Genomic DNA, 14,918 nt, shown 5'->3' on the forward strand with positions numbered 1-14,918 from the left:
CGCTTGCGGCGCGGCGCTCAGGCTGCATGGGTTGCGCGAGGACTTGGGGTTGGACATGGGAGAGGAACCTGGGCGTGGCGCGGCGTACGCGTTCAGAACGTGATGTTGGTCCGCACGCCGAGCACGAACGTGTTGCGCAGCGGCGCTGCCGGGTCTTGCGGGTTCTGGCCCGCGCCCGCGTTGAACGTGTATTGCGCGTCGGCCTGAAGGAGCCACCACGGCGTGACCTGATACTGATACGTGGCTTCCAGCGTGGTTTCCTGCGTGCGAACACCGTAAGGACCGCCGAGGAACATGCGCGAGTCGAGGTCGAGGTTGTGCACGTTGTTGCCGACCTTGATATAGGTGACGGCAAGTCCGACGCTGTCGTTGTCGCGGCCCTTGAACGGCGCTTTCATCACGATGCCGAGGTTCGCGGCGAGACTCACGAGATTGCGGTCGCCAGGCCCGCCCATCACGCGTGCGAACACGCCGATGCTGCGCGGCTCGTCCGGGTCGGGACGCCAGATCATCTGGTCGGCGACGGCATAAATGCTGTAGTTGCCTTGATGCTGTGCCGCAACGCCGGTCGAAGCCGGATTCGCGAGCGAGAGGCCGGTGTTGTCGAAGCGCTGGTCGGCAAACGGATTGTTGTTGTACCAGAAGCCGATCTTGTAGGTGCCCGGCAGGCGGTGGTTGTCTGCGCTGACGAGCTCGCCTTCGGACGGCTGGTTGATGGCGTACTGCAACTCGCCTATCCACAACGTGCCGTTATGCAGATTGAAGTTCGTACCACTAAGGTTGTCCGGATTGTTGCCGAGCGGGTCGCCTGCGAACACGCCGGCAAGTGCCGTGAGCGAAGGCGTGATCTGCCCGCGCACGCGCACGCCAAGACCGGCGAGCGGGTAGGCCGGGCCGCCCGAGGGCATGTCGTACGAGGGCAGCGCGGGCCAGCCGAACATCGTGTTGACGAACAGCGCGCCGTACTGGCTCACGATGAATTCCTGGTCGAGACTCTGCTGACCGATCTTCACGTCAAGGCGCTTGTCGAGAAACGACTGCTGGTACCACAGTTCCCAGAGGCGCGTGGTCGGCGTGGCTTCGATACCGCTGGCGGTATTCAGCGTGCCGAGGTTCGACGTGCTCAGGTTGGTGCCGTGAATCTGCAAGGCGCTCACGTTGAAGAGGCCGCCCTGAATGCCGAGCGCCTTGCTCGTGTCGACCTGCACCGTCGCCGTCGTGAGGCCGTCGTACGCACCGCCGGTCCTGAGGCCGCCGCGCAGGTTGGCCAGGTATTCGCTCGTCTCCGTGAGCTGGAAGGTCACGCCGTATTTGCCGAGCCACGGGCGCAGGCCGCCCATGTCACCGAGCATGTTCTGGCGCGTCCAGAAGCCGGTCCAGAAGTTCGAGGGCTGCGCCTGAATGGCGAGGTCGGCTTCCGGTGCTTCGGGCGCCGCGTCCGCATTCGCTTTGCTTTGGGCGTGAGCCGCACTGCATGCGAATGTCGCGCTGGCGGCAAACGCCGCAATGGCGCGCAACGCCGGTACGCGCCGATGTGCCTGGCGGCCGTGCGCCGTGCTGCGCGAGCAGGCCGGCGCCGCCACCCGGACGGAGCGGGTCGAATTCATCGTATTCCTTACTTATTGAATGATTGCGTGATTGATCGCGTCGGCGTTAGTTATTCGCAAGCCACTGAATACCCGTCATCTCCAGACGGCGCCATCGTACTAATCAGGAATACAAGCGTCAACAAAAACGAGAATGATTCTCAACTGTTTTACGCTGTGTCATCGTTATCCTTACGAATGCCTATCGACTTACGTCGCGAGCATTACAGATAGTCAGTTTTCGATGAAACAGTCAGACGAATGAAGTCGCTTATCATCGTGGGCGTGAACGAACGTTCATCGATCATTCCGTCAAAAAAGTGGGCTTCATGACTGCCATCACCACACGCTACGAACTCGATCTCGACTCATACTTCGCGCGCATCGGTTACGAAGGACCGCGCGCCGCGACGCTCGACGTGCTGCGCGAACTGCACCGTCTTCATCCCCTTTCCATTCCTTTCGAAAATCTCGATCCGCTTGACGGGCGGCGCGTGTCGATCAAGCTGCCGGACATCGTCGGGAAGCTCGTCACTCAGCGGCGCGGCGGCTACTGTTTCGAGCACAACACCTTGTTCGCTCACGTGCTCATGAAACTGGGCTTTGCGGTGACGACGCTCGCCGCGCGCGTGCTGTACGGCCGCGAACCGGGTGCGAGCACGCCGCGCACGCACATGCTGCTGCGCGTGCAGGCCGAAGGCGATGAATGGCTCGTGGATGTCGGCTTCGGCGGCGCGACCTTGTGCACGCCGCTTTCGCTCTCGACCGAAGCCGTGCAGTCAACGCCGCATGAGCCGGCGCGTCTCGTGACGCTGCCGGAGCAACAGCGCAAGCTCGAACTGTTCGACGGCGAGAAGTGGTTCGACGTGTATCGCTTCGAATCCACAGCGGCGGAGTGGGTGGATTACGAAGTGGCGAACTGGTACACATCGACCGCGCCCGATTCGTTCTTCACATTCAGCCTGATCGCCTGCATGGCGCGTGAGGGCGGACGCGCGATCCTGTTCAACGAGTCCTTCACCGAGCGCGACGCGCAAGGCAACGTGACCGAGGAGCGTACGATCAGGAATGGCGAAGAACTCGCGCAATGTCTGCGCGAACGCTTCGGCATCGATCTCGCGCGTGGCGACGCGGCGCAGCGCTTCGACGCCGCGGCGCTATACGCGCGCATCAAGCCGCAAGGCGAGTAGCGCGAGGCGCGCAGCATTGCCGCGAGCGCGCGCAAGGAGGGCATCATGATGCAGCCGCTCATCAGGAAGCTGTTGTTCCAGGTCGTGCTCTGGTTCGGGTTGATGGGCGTGTTGTTGTTCGGCTCGGCGGGCACGCTGGCGTGGACGGCGGCCTGGCTCTGGCTGCTCGAATGGGCCGCGTGCGGTGTGTCGATCGGCATGTGGCTCGCGCGCGAAGATCCGGGTCTGCTTGCCGAGCGCCTCGCGCCGATCGCGCAACGCGAGCAGCAGCCGTGGGACCGCGTGTTCATGCTGTGCGTGGCGGTGGGCTTTTGCGCGTGGCTTTGCCTGATGGGCGTCGACGCGGTGCGCAAGGACTGGTCCGATGTGCCGCTTTGGCTCGGCGTGCTGGGCGCCATCGCCATCTTCGTCGATATCTACGCGACGCGCGCCGTGTTCGCGGCGAACCGCTTTGCGGCGCCGGTGGTGAAGATCCAGAGCGAGCGCGGGCATAGGGTCAGCGACAGCGGCCCGTACGCCTACGTGCGCCATCCGATGTATGGCTTCGCGCTGCTCTTTCTGGTTGGCACGCCGCTCATGCTCGGCTCGTGGTGGGGGCTCGCCTGCGTGCCCTTCATGGTAGGGGCGCTGGCCTATCGCGCCGTGCGCGAGGAGCGTACGCTCGTTGAGAAACTGCCCGGCTACAGCGAATATCTCGCGCGCGTGCGCTATCGCTTCGTGCCGGGCGTGTGGTGAAGCGCGGGATCAGTGCGAGGGGTTAGGGCGCGGCGGGCTTGGTCAACGTGTCCGCATAACGGCGATAAAGCCACGCCAGCGCGGTCGTGGTGACGAGCGCGAACACGACGTTCGCCACGCTCTGGCCGATCGCGAGCGCCGTGAGCCAGCCGGGCTTCTGCACGATCTCGGGCGAGACGCCCGCGAGGCCCATGCCGATCAGAACGACGATGCCGCACACGGCGATCGGCAGCGCCGCCACGAGCGTCACGCCGAACAAGCTCCAGAAGTGCCCGTGGCTGTCGCGCCATGCGGCGCGGAAGTCGATGCGGCTGCCGATGGAGAGCGCCGGGAAGAGCAGCGAGAGGCGCACCGCCACGAAAATCCACACGGCGCTCACGATCAGCATGAGGAAGGTCGCACCGCCCTGGTACTGCGGGCGCAGCACGAACCACAGCGCGAGCGCGATGGCGCCGAGCACGACCACGAGAATGAGGCCGACCGCGAAAATGCGCAGGAAGGGCCTGGCCCCGGCGGGCATGAGCGGCGTGGTGCGCTCGCCCAGCAGCACGAAGCGCGAGACCTTGAGCGTGAACCACAGGTAGATGAGCGAATTCAGGAGCGAGGCGAGATTGCCGAGCGCGACGAGGCCTGCGGAAGGCGCGACGCCTTCGGTCGGCACGGGCCGGCCTGCCAGCCCGAACCAGCCTAGCGCCGCGTAGGCCACGAAGGTGCCGGCCACGAGCAGCGGCATTTGCGTGGCGGCCTGCCAGGCGCTCGCCCACGCGCGCTTGACGCATTCCATGAAGGTCATCGGTTGCATGTCGCTTTCACTCGAATTACAGACAACCGGCAGTCTAACGCGAAGCGGCGGAATCGGGCGCGCGGCCGTCGCTCATTTCACGGCGAAGAGCGTGAGATTCATCAGAATCTTGAACGCGAAGCCGAGCGACATCGCCGCGCCCACGCCCGCACACCAGAGGAGTACGAACCAGAGCCAGCCCGGCAGCGTGCGCCGTTCAGTGGTAGTGGTGGGAGTCGCCATGACGCACCTTGCCTCTAAAGACCCAGTAACCCAGTATCGTGTACGCGACGATGATGGGCAGAATGAACGCGGCGCCCGCGAGCGTGAACACCTGGCTTTCGCGCGGCGCGGCCGCCTCCCACAGCGTGAGGCCCTGCGGAATCGCATACGGCCACAGGCTCACGAGCAGGCCCGCGTAGCCGAGCAGCACGAGGCCGATCGCGGCCATGAACGGCGTCTTGTGATGGCGCGCGCGCACGGCCCAGCGCATCCACACGGCGCAGGCGACCACGAGCAGCGGCACCGGAGCGAGACGCCAGAACAGACCTGAGCGGAACCAGCGGTCGGCGATGGACGGGTCTTGCAGCGGCGTCCACAGGCTCACGAGCGCGATGAAACCGAGCAGCATGACCGTGAGCGGCCACACGAGCTTGTGCAGGCGGCGTTGCAGGTCGCCTTCGGTCTTGGCCACGAGCCAGCAACTGCCGAGCAGCGCATAGGTGGCGACGAGACCGAAGCCCGAGAGCAAGGTGAACGGCGTGAGCCAGCCGAAGGCGTCGCCCGCGAAACGGCCGTCGTCCATCGGAATGCCTTGCAGGAAGGCGCCCAGCGCGACGCCCTGGAAGAACGCCGCGCCCGTCGAGCCGCCGATGAACGCGAGGTCCCAGAGGTGCTTTGTGCGATTGGCCTTGGCGCGGATCTCGAACGACACGCCGCGGAAGATCAGGCACGCGAGCATGAACACGAGCGGCAGATAAAGCGCGGAAAGCACGGTCGAGTAGACCACCGGGAACACGGCGAAGAGTCCCGCGCCGCCGAGCACGAGCCAGGTCTCGTTGCCGTCCCACACGGGGGCGACCGTGTTCATCATGAGGTCGCGCTCCTCCTCGTCGGGAAAGAGCGGAAACACGATGCCGATGCCCAGATCGAAGCCGTCCAGCACCACGTAGAGAAGAACGCCGAGCGCGATGATCGCGGCCCAGATGACGGTGACATCCATTTGCTTGCTAGCCTCGTAACGATGAATGCGGGGAGCGTCAGGCGTCGATCAGCTGATCGGCGGCGGACATGGGGCGGCGCGCGGTCTGGTTCGCGGCGAGCGCCGGGTGCGCGATGCGCGGCTCCTCCGGCCGATGCGGTTCGTGCGGCTCGTGCGGCTCGTGCGGCTTGTGCGATCCGTCGCCCGGCAACGCGGGGCCCTTGTGCAGCAGCTTGAGCAGGTAATAGATGCCCGTGCCGAACACGAGGAAGTACACGGCCACGAACGCCATCAGCGAAATGCCCACTTGTTGCGCCGTGAGCGGCGAAACCGCCTGCGCCGTGCGCATCACGCCATAGACCACCCAGGGCTGGCGGCCGGCCTCGGTCGTGACCCAGCCCGCGAGCAGCGTGATGAAGCCGGTCGGACCCATGACGAGTGCGAAGCGCTGGAAGCCGCGCGATTCGTAGAGCGTGCCGCGACGGCGCAGCACCCAGCCGATCACGCCGAGCGCAATCATCAGGAGACCTAAGCCGACCATGACGCGGAAGCTCCAGAACAGCAGCGTGGAGTTGGGCCGCTCGTCGGCGGGGAACGACTTGAGACCTTTGATCTCGCCGTCCCAGCTATGCGTGAGGATCAGGCTGCCGAGGTGGGGGACCGACACGGCGTAGCGTGTCGTTTCCGCCTGCATGTCGGGAATGCCGAAGAGATTGAGCGCGGTGCCGCCCTGTTCGGTGTCCCAGAGGCCTTCGATCGCGGCGATCTTGGCGGGCTGGTATTCGCGCGTGTTCAGGCCGTGGGCGTCGCCTACGAAAGCCTGCACCGGCGCGAGCACGAGCAGCAGGCCGAGCGCCATCGCGAACATCTTCTTCACGGCGGGGTCGCGCCGGCCCTTGAGCAGATGCCACGCGCCGGTCGCCGCCACCACGAGCGCGGCGACGATGAAGGCAGCGATTGCCATGTGCGCGAGGCGGTACGGGAACGACGGGTTGAAGATGATCTTGAACCAGTCGGTCGGCACCACGTGGCCGTTTACGATCTCGAAGCCTTGCGGCGTTTGCATCCAGCTATTGGAGGCGAGGATCCAGAACGTGGAGATGAGCGTGCCGATGGCGACCATCAGCGTTGCGCCGTAGTGGGCGCGCGGGCTCACGCGGTTCCAGCCGAACAGCATGATGCCGAGGAAGCCCGCTTCGAGGAAGAACGCGGTCATGACCTCGTACATCAGCAGCGGGCCGGTGACGGGACCGGCGAACGACGAGAAGCCCGACCAGTTGGTGCCGAACTGGTAGGCCATGACGACGCCGGAAACGACGCCCATGCCGAAGGCGACGGCAAAGACCTTCGACCAGAACAGGCAAAGATCCTTGTAGAACGGCTTGCGCGTTTTGAGCCAGCAGCCCTCCAGCACCGCGATAAAGCTCGCGAGGCCGATGGAAAGCGCCGGAAAGACGATATGAAACGAGACAGTGAAGGCGAATTGCAGCCGGGCCAGGTCGAAGGCGGATATTGACGTGTGCATGTGCGTGCCTGTTGCGTGCTTACCGGGGAAATACCGGGAAAACGTCGCACGGCTACACAGTGGGGGCGCTGAGCTTGCGTGCGATGGACGTAAGCGTAGGGGAACGGCGGAAGTTTTGCTGCACTGCGACGTGTGCCAGCGTGTCGCATCGGTCAATCGCTATTCGACGAAAACGTGCGCTAAGGCGTTGATAAAAATCAATTTAGATTAAACGCTCGTTGTATGGCGAGGTTGCGCGGGTGGGCGTTCTCTGCGTCAATACACCGCGCTGCCGCATGGGGTGCGGCAATCCGCCTCGGTGCGGGGTGCGAACGAATCGTGTGGGGTGTAGGCGGGCGCGCTTTGCCGCGCGTAGATGGGGCGCGACAAAGCGGAAATCATGGAAAGTAAGGAATCCGATGGAAGTGGGAATATCAGCGCGGGTCGCTCCACAGTTTGCCCGCCGTCGCCCAGTTCTCGGGCTTCACGTCGTGAAAGATGATGTCGACGGATTGGGGTTCGACGCCCAGCACCTTGCAGGTGGTGTCGGTCAATGCGGCGGCGAGCTGGCGCTTCTGTTCGACGCTGCGGCCTTCGAACATCTCGATGTGGAAAGTGGGCATGTGGTCTCCTGTAGAAAAGTTCGGACTGCGATTCAGGGAAGAAGTCATTCGCGGTACGACGCATCGAGGCGGTCGAGCTTGCGCAGCAGCGCGGGCCATTCGAGCTCGCCTTCGATGGCGCCGCCGTCGCGCAATTGTTCGGCGGTGCGCGCGGCCACTTCGGGCGGCGGCAACACGAGCGGCACGCCGCCCGCCTGCGCCTGCAACTGGATCTCGCAGGCCTTGATGAGCGTGGCCATCAACACATAGGCCTCGGCAACCGTGCGGCCGGCCGTGAGCGTGCCGTGATTGCGCAGCAGCATGGCGGAATTGGCGCCGAGGCTGGCGGTGAGGCGCGCGCCTTCGGCGGGCGTGAAGGCTAGGCCTTCGTAGTCGTGCGAGGCCAGTTCGCCATAAAAGCGCAGCGCATGCTGCGAGGCGGGCAGCAGGCCGTCGCGCTGGATCGACACGGCAATGCCCGCCGTATTGTGCAGATGCATCACGCACACGGTGTCGGGCCGCGCGAGATGCACGGCCGCGTGCAGCGCGAAGCCGGTGGCGTTCACGGGATGCTCGCTTTCGCCGACGATGCGGCCCTGCGTGTCGATCTTCACTAGGTTCGAGGCGCGCACTTCGTCGAAGGCGAGGCCGAACGGATTGATGAGAAAGCGGTCCGGTTCGCCGGGCACGGCGGCGGAGACGTGCGTGTAGATGAGGTCGTCCCAGCCGTTGAGCGCGATGAGGCGATAGGCGGCGGCGAGATCGACGCGCAGTAGCTGTTCGGCGGCCGAGCGCGGCGCGGTTTCGGCGCTGGTGCCCGTCGGGCGATGAGTGAATGACATGGCGATTCCTTCAGCGGACTTCGGCGGACCTCAGTGAACCTCATTGAACATTGGGCGCTTTGGACGAAGCGGGCGCCGGGCGCGGGCGTCGCGCCAGGGCGTGCACGATCCAGCTTGCCAGCACGAACGGCGCGGTGAGCGCGGGCAATCCGCAGCTCGCGGCGGCCAGATGCAAGGCCGCCGCGAGCATGGTCGCACAGAACGCGGCGCGTGTGCCGAGCGCGCAGACGGCAAGCGCGGCGAGCGCGCCGTTGAAGCCCGCGAGGCCCGCGACGAAGGCGTCCGGCGTTGCGCCGCACGCGAGTTCGAGCGCGCCGGCGAGCGCCGCGCCGCCCAGCGCGTAGGCCGCCGCGCGGCGCGACGACCAGGCAATGCCCGCGAGCACGCACAGGCCCGCCGCCGCGCCCGACGCGAAGGTGGTTTGCGCGAGGCCGCCCAACAAGCCGGTTGCGGCCTGTGCGGCCAGCGCGAACGGCGCGCCATGCGGATCGAGGGACGCGACGGCGTTGGCGGCATGGGTGGCATTGGCCGCGAGCGGCGCCTGGCCCGGATGCAGCGGCAGCCAGATCCACGTGGCGATGAGGCAGGGCGCGGAATACAGGCCGAGCCGCGCGTGCAAGAGGCGGCGGCTCAACGGCCCGGCGATCCACGCGCTCGCGCCGCCCGCGATCAGCGCGACAGCCGCCGCCGTGGCCGCGTCGCCGATGAAGGTGAACGCGGCAAGCGCGGCGAGTGCGCCGTTGTAGCCCGCGAGGCCGTCGTGGATCGCCGCTTCGGCGTGGCCCGCCACGCTTGCGCAGACGTTGGCCGCCGTGGCGCCGAGCAGCGCGGCACAGGCGAGCCGCAGGTCAGTGAGCGCGAGCGCCGCGAGCAGGCAGGCGCCCGTGCCGGCGTGCGCTTGCAGGACGACCTGACCGAGGCTGCGCAGCAGCGCGCCTAAAGCGGCCGAGTGAGCGGCGGACTGAGCGGCGGAATGAGCGGCGGCGCGGGAATGGGCGGAGGAATGCGCGGGCATGGCGAAAGCGTGGCGGACGGCCGGTTGAAGTGGCGAGCATAGGCGATGCGAGCCGCTTCGCGCATGCTTGGGCGTTGATAGTCGCTATTTGGGCGCGCGCCTGCGCCCGCCGCATGGACGCACCGAATTTTCCCGCCGCGCTACGATAGACGCCCGGCGATTACCGTGGCCACGGCGTCGCATGAAACAGGAGACGAACGATGCGTGAAGTGCGTTGGGCATCCGAAACAGGCGAGGGCATCGAGCATCTGTCGTTCGACGCCCGTCACGGTCCGAATGGCGACGTGATCCGCGTGGAAAGCGTGGTCGTGGGCGAGCGCTATGGCAAGTCCTACGGCCTGTGCTATGCGATCGAATGCGACGCGCGCTGGCGCGTGACCTGGGCGGCGCTGCGCGTGATGGGCGGCCGCACGCTCGTGCTCCACGGCGACGGCGAGGGTCATTGGCGTGACGGCGAAGGCCGCGCGCTCGATGCGCTCGACGGCTGCATCGATATCGACATCGCCGCGACGCCCTTCACGAACACGCTGCCCATCCGGCGGCTGGGCCTCGAACGCGGTGAGCGCAGGCCCATCTGCGTGGTGTACATCGCCGCGCCCGAACTCGAAGCGCGGCCCGTCGAGCAGGCCTACGTCTGCATCGAGCCCGAGCGCGAGTACCGCTACGAGGGCATCTTCCGTGACTTCACGGCGAACCTGCGCGTGGACGAGGACGGCCTCGTGATCGACTACCCCACATTGTTCCGGCGCCTGCCGCCGCAGCCGCGTTAAAGCGCGCGTGGCGCTCAGGCCGCGCCGCCCGTGCTCTTGCCGAACAGCAGTTGTTCGATGAGCGTGTTGTCGATAGTTTCGTTATTGAGCGTGCGCGCGAGCAACTCGCCCGCGAGCAGTTGCGGCGAGAACACCATGTCGGGTTGCAGGAGCCGCAGTCTTTGCAGATTGCGGCTGTCGTTCACAAGCGCCACGGTGCGCACCTTCGGCGCGAGTTCCTTGAGCGCGAGAATCACGAAGGCGTTCTCGGCGTCGTCCGAGCGCAGCGCGAGCGCGGCGAGCGCGGTTTCCGCGCCTGCCTGGTGCAGCGTGGCGGTGTCGCTCGCGTCGCCGATGATGAGGTCCGCCTGCGCCGGGTAGTTGTGCGGCGTATTGGGCGCGAGAACTACGGTCGCGGCATAGCCGCGCTTGATGAGTCCCGCGTACACGCTATGCGCGAGCGGCGAGGCGCCGACGATCAGATAGTGGTTCTTGCGGGTCACGTTGGAGATGCCTCCCTTCACGATGCGTTTGAGATGGCCGCCGATCACGGGGCCGATCACGGCGCTGATCGACGTGGCGAACACGGTGATGCCGAGCACGATGATCGAGGCCGTGAAAAGCCGCGCAGTGTCCGAGTGCGGCACGATATCGCCATAGCCGACCGTGGACATCGACACAATCGAGAAGTAGAACGCCGTGACGAGATTGTGGATCGGCGGCTGGAAGTCGTCGCCCAGATACAGCGCGCCGAACACCGCATAGACGAGCAACGAGCCAATGCTCAGGAATGCGAACAAGGAGCCCACTGCGACGCTTGCGCGATCGAAGCGGCGCCAGTAGTAGATGAGCGCGCAGGCGAGGACGAGCGAGTAGGCCGCGAGCGCGTGGTTGCGATAATCGCCCCACAGGCAGATGCTGGCCGCGCCCGCGAGCAGCACGAGCGAGAGCACCCACGCCACGCGCGCGCGCAGCGCGATGCCGAACGACATCATCGTGAGGCCGGTGGCCACGAGCGCCTGCGGCAACGCGAGCACACCGAACGCGTTGATGAGCGTGATCCAGTCGTCGAACCAGTTGCCGCGCGCGTGCTCCAGCGCTTTCTGCGCGACCGGGCGCACCAGCATCAGGCCGTCGATCACCAGCAGCAAGGCCAGGTAGCCATGCGGCACGATCGCGCGGGCCTGGCCGCGCACGCGGCGGACGAATGTCTTCATTGCTGCGCGTGTTGCGCCGGTTGCGGCTCGCCGGGCGTTGGCGTCTGCACGATATGCAGTTCGCGCGTGCGCAGCGGCAGCGAGCACTGCGCGTCATTGAGCGCCTGGCGCACCAGGCGCGAGAGTTCCCAGCGCATGTCCCAGAACGTGTCGATGTTCGACCACACGCGCACGTTGAGCACGGCCGTGCTGTCGTCGAAGCGGCTCACCATCACCTGCGGCGCGGGCGAGGCGAGCACGCGCGGGTCGGCGGCGGCGAGCGCGCGCAGCGCGTCGATGGCACGGTTCACGTCGTCGCGCACCGACACTTCCACTTCGAGATCGAGGCGGCGCGTGGGGTTGCGGCTGTAGTTGCGGATCGAGTTGCTCCACAGCGCGCTGTTCGGCACGTATTCGCAGATGCCGTCGGGTTTCGTGAGGCGCGTGGTGAAGAGGTTCACTTCCTCCACCGTGCCCGCGACGTTGCCTCCGCCGCCGTCGATATAGTCGCCCACCTTGAACGGGCGCAGCAGCAACAGCATGATGCCGGCCGCGATGTTCTGGAGCGTGCCTTGCAGCGCGAGACCGATGGCGAGACCGGCCGCGCCCAGCACCGCGACGATGCTGGCGGTCTGGATGCCGATCTGCGAGAGCGCGCCGATCACGGCGACGAGGCGCACGCCCCACACGGCCGTGTCGCGCACGATCGGGCGCAGCGTGGGGTCGATGCTGCCGCCGCGCCGTCCGATCCAGTTGGCCACGCGCCGGCTGAACCACCAGCCGAACCAGAGGATCGCCGCGGCCGCGCACAGGCGCAGCGCCAATGCGGAGAGCGCGTCCCACAGGAAGCTCCAGTTGGCAGGATGTAGGTGAACGAGTAGCGATTGCATGGGCGCGAGGTCCTCAAAGTCAGTGGCGCCGGCGCGCGGCCAACGCGCCGGGAGGACCTATTGTAAGGGCGCGGCGGCCCCGCTAGCGCTTCGTCGCCACGATGAAGAGGCGCGGAAACGGCAGCAGCACGGTGCCGTCCGCGAACGCGGGATACGCCTCGCCGATGGCTTCGCGATAGCGCGCCGTGAACGCGCGGCGCTCGGCTTCGCTATCGAGCGCGGCCAGAAAGGGCCGCAGCGCGCTGCCCTTGAACCACTCGACCACGGCGTCGGCGCCGCCCGCGAGCGGGTGATGGTAGGTCGTGCGCCACACGTCCACGCGGGCGCACAGCGGGGCGAGCAAGGCGTAGTAGTGGCGCGCGTCGAAGCGCGCCGAGCGCTCCACGCCCTTGAGCTTTTGCGCCCACGGCCCCGCGGCGGCGATCTCGCGCAGCAGACGATGCGCGGGTTCATCGAGATTGTCGGGCATCTGGACGGCGAGATGCCCGCCCGGTGCGAGACGGCCGACGAGTTGCGGGAACAGGGTGTCGTGATCGGGCAGCCATTGCAGCACGGCGTTCGCAAGCATCAGGTCGTACGCGCGCTCGCCGCCGCCCTCGCTCCACGCGGCGATGTCCGCATGCTCGAAGCGCAGCGCGGGCAGGCGTTCGCGCGCGGCGTCGAGCATGTCCGCGGAGGCGTCGAGTCCGCTGACCTGCGCGCCGCTCGCGTGCGCCACGAGCAGTTCGGTGGAATTGCCCGGCCCGCAGCCAATGTCGATGGCGGTTTCGATGCGCGTGGCGGGCACGGCGGCGAGCAGGTCTCGCACCGGGCGCGTGCGCTCGCGCTCGAACTGCACATATTGCTTCGCGTAGCCGTCGCGGTTCGTGGTCTCTCTGGTTTCGCTGGTCGTCATCGGTTCCTCCTTTCGGGCTTGCTCCGGTTCGCTTCACTTCGCCGGGGCGGGCTTCGTGGTCAATCCATCGCGGGCATTCTGCGCGCCGACCGGAAATCAGTAAAATGAAATAAGTTCGATGATTGATTCAAAATTCTGATGAAAATCGACACACTCGGCGTGCAGGCCTTCGTCGCCATCGCGGAGGGCGGCAGCTTCCGGCAAGCGGCGCAAATGCTCAACGTCACGCAAACCGCTGTCACGCAACGCTTGCGCAAGCTCGAATCGTTTCTTGGCGTCGTGCTGGTCGAGCGCACCACGCGCCACTGTGCCTTGACCGAGATCGGCGAGCGCTTCCTGCCACAGGCGCGGCGACTGCTGGGCGAGCTTGCCGACGCGCTCACGGAAATTCGCGAGACCGGCATGAGCCAGCGCGGCGACGTGTCGATCGCGTGCGTGCCGACCGTGGGCGTGCAGTATCTGCCGCGCGTGCTGCGGCTCTTTTCGCAGCACCGTCCGCACGACCGGGTGCGCATACTCGATCACGCGTCGGCTTCGGTGCTCGCGGCCGTGTTGCGGCGCGAGGCGGAGTTCGGCATCAGCGTGGCCGGCGATCAGCATCCGGAACTCAGCAGCGAGCCGTTGACGACCGATCCCTACGTGCTGGCCTGCCGCGACGATCATCCGCTGGCGAAGCGGCGGCGCGTCAAATGGACGGCGCTCACCGAGCATGCGCTGATTTTCGCGGGTGAGGTGAGTGCGAATCGCGGCTTGCTCGACATCGCACTCGAAACGAACGGCATCAGCCTGCGCTCGTTCTACGAGGTGCAGCGCAGTTCAACGGCGCTCGGGCTGGTTGCGGAGGGGCTGGGCGCGGCGGTCGTGCCGCGTCTTGCCGTTCAGAAGGACGTGTTTCCCATGGTGCGCGTGATCGAGCTGGTCGAGCCGGCGGTGTCGCGCACGCTCGTGCTCGTGAAGCGCAAGTCCGCGCATCTTTCGCCCGCGGCCAAGGCGCTCTACGACATGTTGCTCGCGCAGGCGCCAAGATAATCAGGTATCCGAACGAGGTGGGCGGCGCAGCGGGTGGCCGCGCATGCGTGCGTCAGTCTTGCGGCGAGGTTCCTGCGCCTTCGCCCAGCGTACGCTGCATGAGCGTCGTGTCGCGCCATGCGCCGTGCTTGAAGCCAACGGCGCGCAAGGTGCCGACGAGCTCGAAGCCGAGGCGTTCGTGCAGCTTGAGCGAGCCGCCTTTCGGGTCGGCCACCACGGCGATCATCTGCCGCCAGGGGCCCGCCTCGCAGCGCGCGATCAGCGCGTCGAGCAGCGTGTGCCCGAGGCCCCGGCCGCGAAAGGTCTCGTCGATATAGATCGAGTCTTCAACGGCGTAACGGTAGGCCGGGCGCGGGCGGTAGGGCGTGGCATAGCAATAGCCCGCGACGCGGGAGTCGATCTCGGCGACGAGCCAGGGCAAGCCGTGCTCGCGCACGGCGGCATGGCGGCGCAGCAGCTCGTCGAGCGAGGGCGGCGTTTCCTCGAACGACGCCGAGCCATGCAGCACGTGGTGCGCGTAGATCGCGGCGATGGCGGGAAAGTCGGCGGGGGTGGCGTCGCGCACGAGCGCCGGTGCGGCGGGTTGTGAGGTCATCGTTTTGAGCGAGGCGCGAAGGCGCTCGGGAAGGCGGTGTGCATCCTTCACTATGCCTTGCGTGAGCGCGCTTTTGAAGCGCGCCAAAATTGCCTCGCTTGTACTCCG

General features: G+C 66.5%; 16 protein-coding genes. 4 read left to right on the plus strand and 12 right to left on the minus strand.

Annotation, left to right across the window (positions count from 1 at the left end; all coding sequences use genetic code 11):
* Nucleotides 1–92: 92 nt before the first annotated feature.
* Nucleotides 93–1,607, minus strand: coding sequence for a carbohydrate porin (locus C7401_RS40990; protein ID WP_112177766.1), 1,515 nt, complete (start codon nt 1,605–1,607; stop codon nt 93–95).
* Between the two features lie 308 nt (nt 1,608–1,915).
* On the opposite strand from C7401_RS40990, the gene C7401_RS40995 reads away from it, so the two are divergent.
* Both C7401_RS40995 and C7401_RS41000 read left to right on the plus strand, forming a co-directional pair.
* Nucleotides 1,916–2,776, plus strand: coding sequence for an arylamine N-acetyltransferase family protein (locus C7401_RS40995; protein WP_112177795.1), 861 nt, complete (start codon nt 1,916–1,918; stop codon nt 2,774–2,776).
* 45 nt (nt 2,777–2,821) lie between these two features.
* The gene (locus C7401_RS41000; RefSeq protein ID WP_112177767.1) at nt 2,822–3,511 is read left to right on the plus strand and encodes a methyltransferase family protein; all 690 of its coding nucleotides are present in this window, start codon (nt 2,822–2,824) and stop codon (nt 3,509–3,511) included.
* 22 nt (nt 3,512–3,533) lie between these two features.
* On the opposite strand, the gene C7401_RS41005 is transcribed toward C7401_RS41000, so the two are convergent.
* From C7401_RS41005 to C7401_RS41030, 7 genes are all read right to left on the minus strand, one after another.
* A complete protein-coding gene (locus C7401_RS41005; RefSeq protein ID WP_112177768.1) occupies nt 3,534–4,313 on the minus strand; it encodes a hypothetical protein in 780 nt (259 codons plus the stop codon).
* A 72-nt stretch (nt 4,314–4,385) separates the two neighbouring features.
* Nucleotides 4,386–4,535: a hypothetical protein gene (locus C7401_RS45255; protein WP_165841867.1), complete on the minus strand. Its 150-nt coding sequence runs from the start codon at nt 4,533–4,535 to the stop codon at nt 4,386–4,388.
* Nucleotides 4,510–5,514 (minus strand): cytochrome d ubiquinol oxidase subunit II, encoded by a 1,005-nt coding sequence (gene cydB / locus C7401_RS41010; RefSeq protein ID WP_112177769.1) that lies wholly within the window; start codon nt 5,512–5,514, stop codon nt 4,510–4,512. Before cydB ends, C7401_RS45255 begins: the two co-directional genes overlap by 26 nt.
* Before the next feature lie 37 nt (nt 5,515–5,551).
* The gene (locus C7401_RS41015) at nt 5,552–7,018 is read right to left on the minus strand and encodes a cytochrome ubiquinol oxidase subunit I (RefSeq protein ID WP_112177770.1); all 1,467 of its coding nucleotides are present in this window, start codon (nt 7,016–7,018) and stop codon (nt 5,552–5,554) included.
* Between the two features lie 413 nt (nt 7,019–7,431).
* A complete protein-coding gene (locus tag C7401_RS41020) occupies nt 7,432–7,668 on the minus strand; it encodes a 4-oxalocrotonate tautomerase (RefSeq protein ID WP_258397429.1) in 237 nt (78 codons plus the stop codon).
* Complete coding sequence (locus C7401_RS41025) at nt 7,665–8,441, minus strand: class II aldolase/adducin family protein (protein WP_112177772.1); 777 nt, start codon at nt 8,439–8,441, stop codon at nt 7,665–7,667. Before C7401_RS41025 ends, C7401_RS41020 begins: the two co-directional genes overlap by 4 nt.
* Before the next feature lie 40 nt (nt 8,442–8,481).
* Nucleotides 8,482–9,456, minus strand: coding sequence for an urea transporter (locus C7401_RS41030; RefSeq protein WP_112177773.1), 975 nt, complete (start codon nt 9,454–9,456; stop codon nt 8,482–8,484).
* Between the two features lie 200 nt (nt 9,457–9,656).
* Here C7401_RS41030 and C7401_RS41035 point away from each other — a divergent pair, with 200 nt between their 5' ends.
* Entirely contained in the window at nt 9,657–10,226 is a 570-nt protein-coding gene (locus C7401_RS41035; RefSeq protein WP_112177774.1) for a putative glycolipid-binding domain-containing protein, read from the plus strand.
* A gap of 14 nt (nt 10,227–10,240) precedes the next feature.
* On the opposite strand, the gene kch is transcribed toward C7401_RS41035, so the two are convergent.
* From kch to tam, 3 genes are all read right to left on the minus strand, one after another.
* Nucleotides 10,241–11,422 carry a voltage-gated potassium channel protein gene (kch, locus tag C7401_RS41040; protein ID WP_112177775.1) on the minus strand — a complete coding sequence of 394 codons (1,182 nt, stop codon included), beginning with the start codon at nt 11,420–11,422 and terminating at the stop codon, nt 10,241–10,243.
* Nucleotides 11,419–12,291: a mechanosensitive ion channel family protein gene (locus C7401_RS41045; protein WP_112177776.1), complete on the minus strand. Its 873-nt coding sequence runs from the start codon at nt 12,289–12,291 to the stop codon at nt 11,419–11,421. Before C7401_RS41045 ends, kch begins: the two co-directional genes overlap by 4 nt.
* An 82-nt stretch (nt 12,292–12,373) precedes the next feature.
* Nucleotides 12,374–13,186 (minus strand): trans-aconitate 2-methyltransferase, encoded by an 813-nt coding sequence (gene tam, locus C7401_RS41050; RefSeq protein ID WP_112177777.1) that lies wholly within the window; start codon nt 13,184–13,186, stop codon nt 12,374–12,376.
* 138 nt (nt 13,187–13,324) lie between these two features.
* On the opposite strand from tam, the gene C7401_RS41055 reads away from it, so the two are divergent.
* A complete protein-coding gene (locus tag C7401_RS41055; protein ID WP_112177778.1) occupies nt 13,325–14,215 on the plus strand; it encodes a LysR family transcriptional regulator in 891 nt (296 codons plus the stop codon).
* Nucleotides 14,216–14,267: 52 nt separating this feature from the next.
* Here the strand turns inward: C7401_RS41055 and C7401_RS41060 are convergent, their stop codons facing one another.
* Entirely contained in the window at nt 14,268–14,810 is a 543-nt protein-coding gene (locus tag C7401_RS41060; RefSeq protein WP_112177796.1) for a GNAT family N-acetyltransferase, read from the minus strand.
* Between the last annotated feature and the right edge of the window lie 108 nt (nt 14,811–14,918).

This window comes from Paraburkholderia unamae (genome assembly GCF_003268775.1).
Lineage (GTDB): Bacteria > Pseudomonadota > Gammaproteobacteria > Burkholderiales > Burkholderiaceae > Paraburkholderia > Paraburkholderia unamae.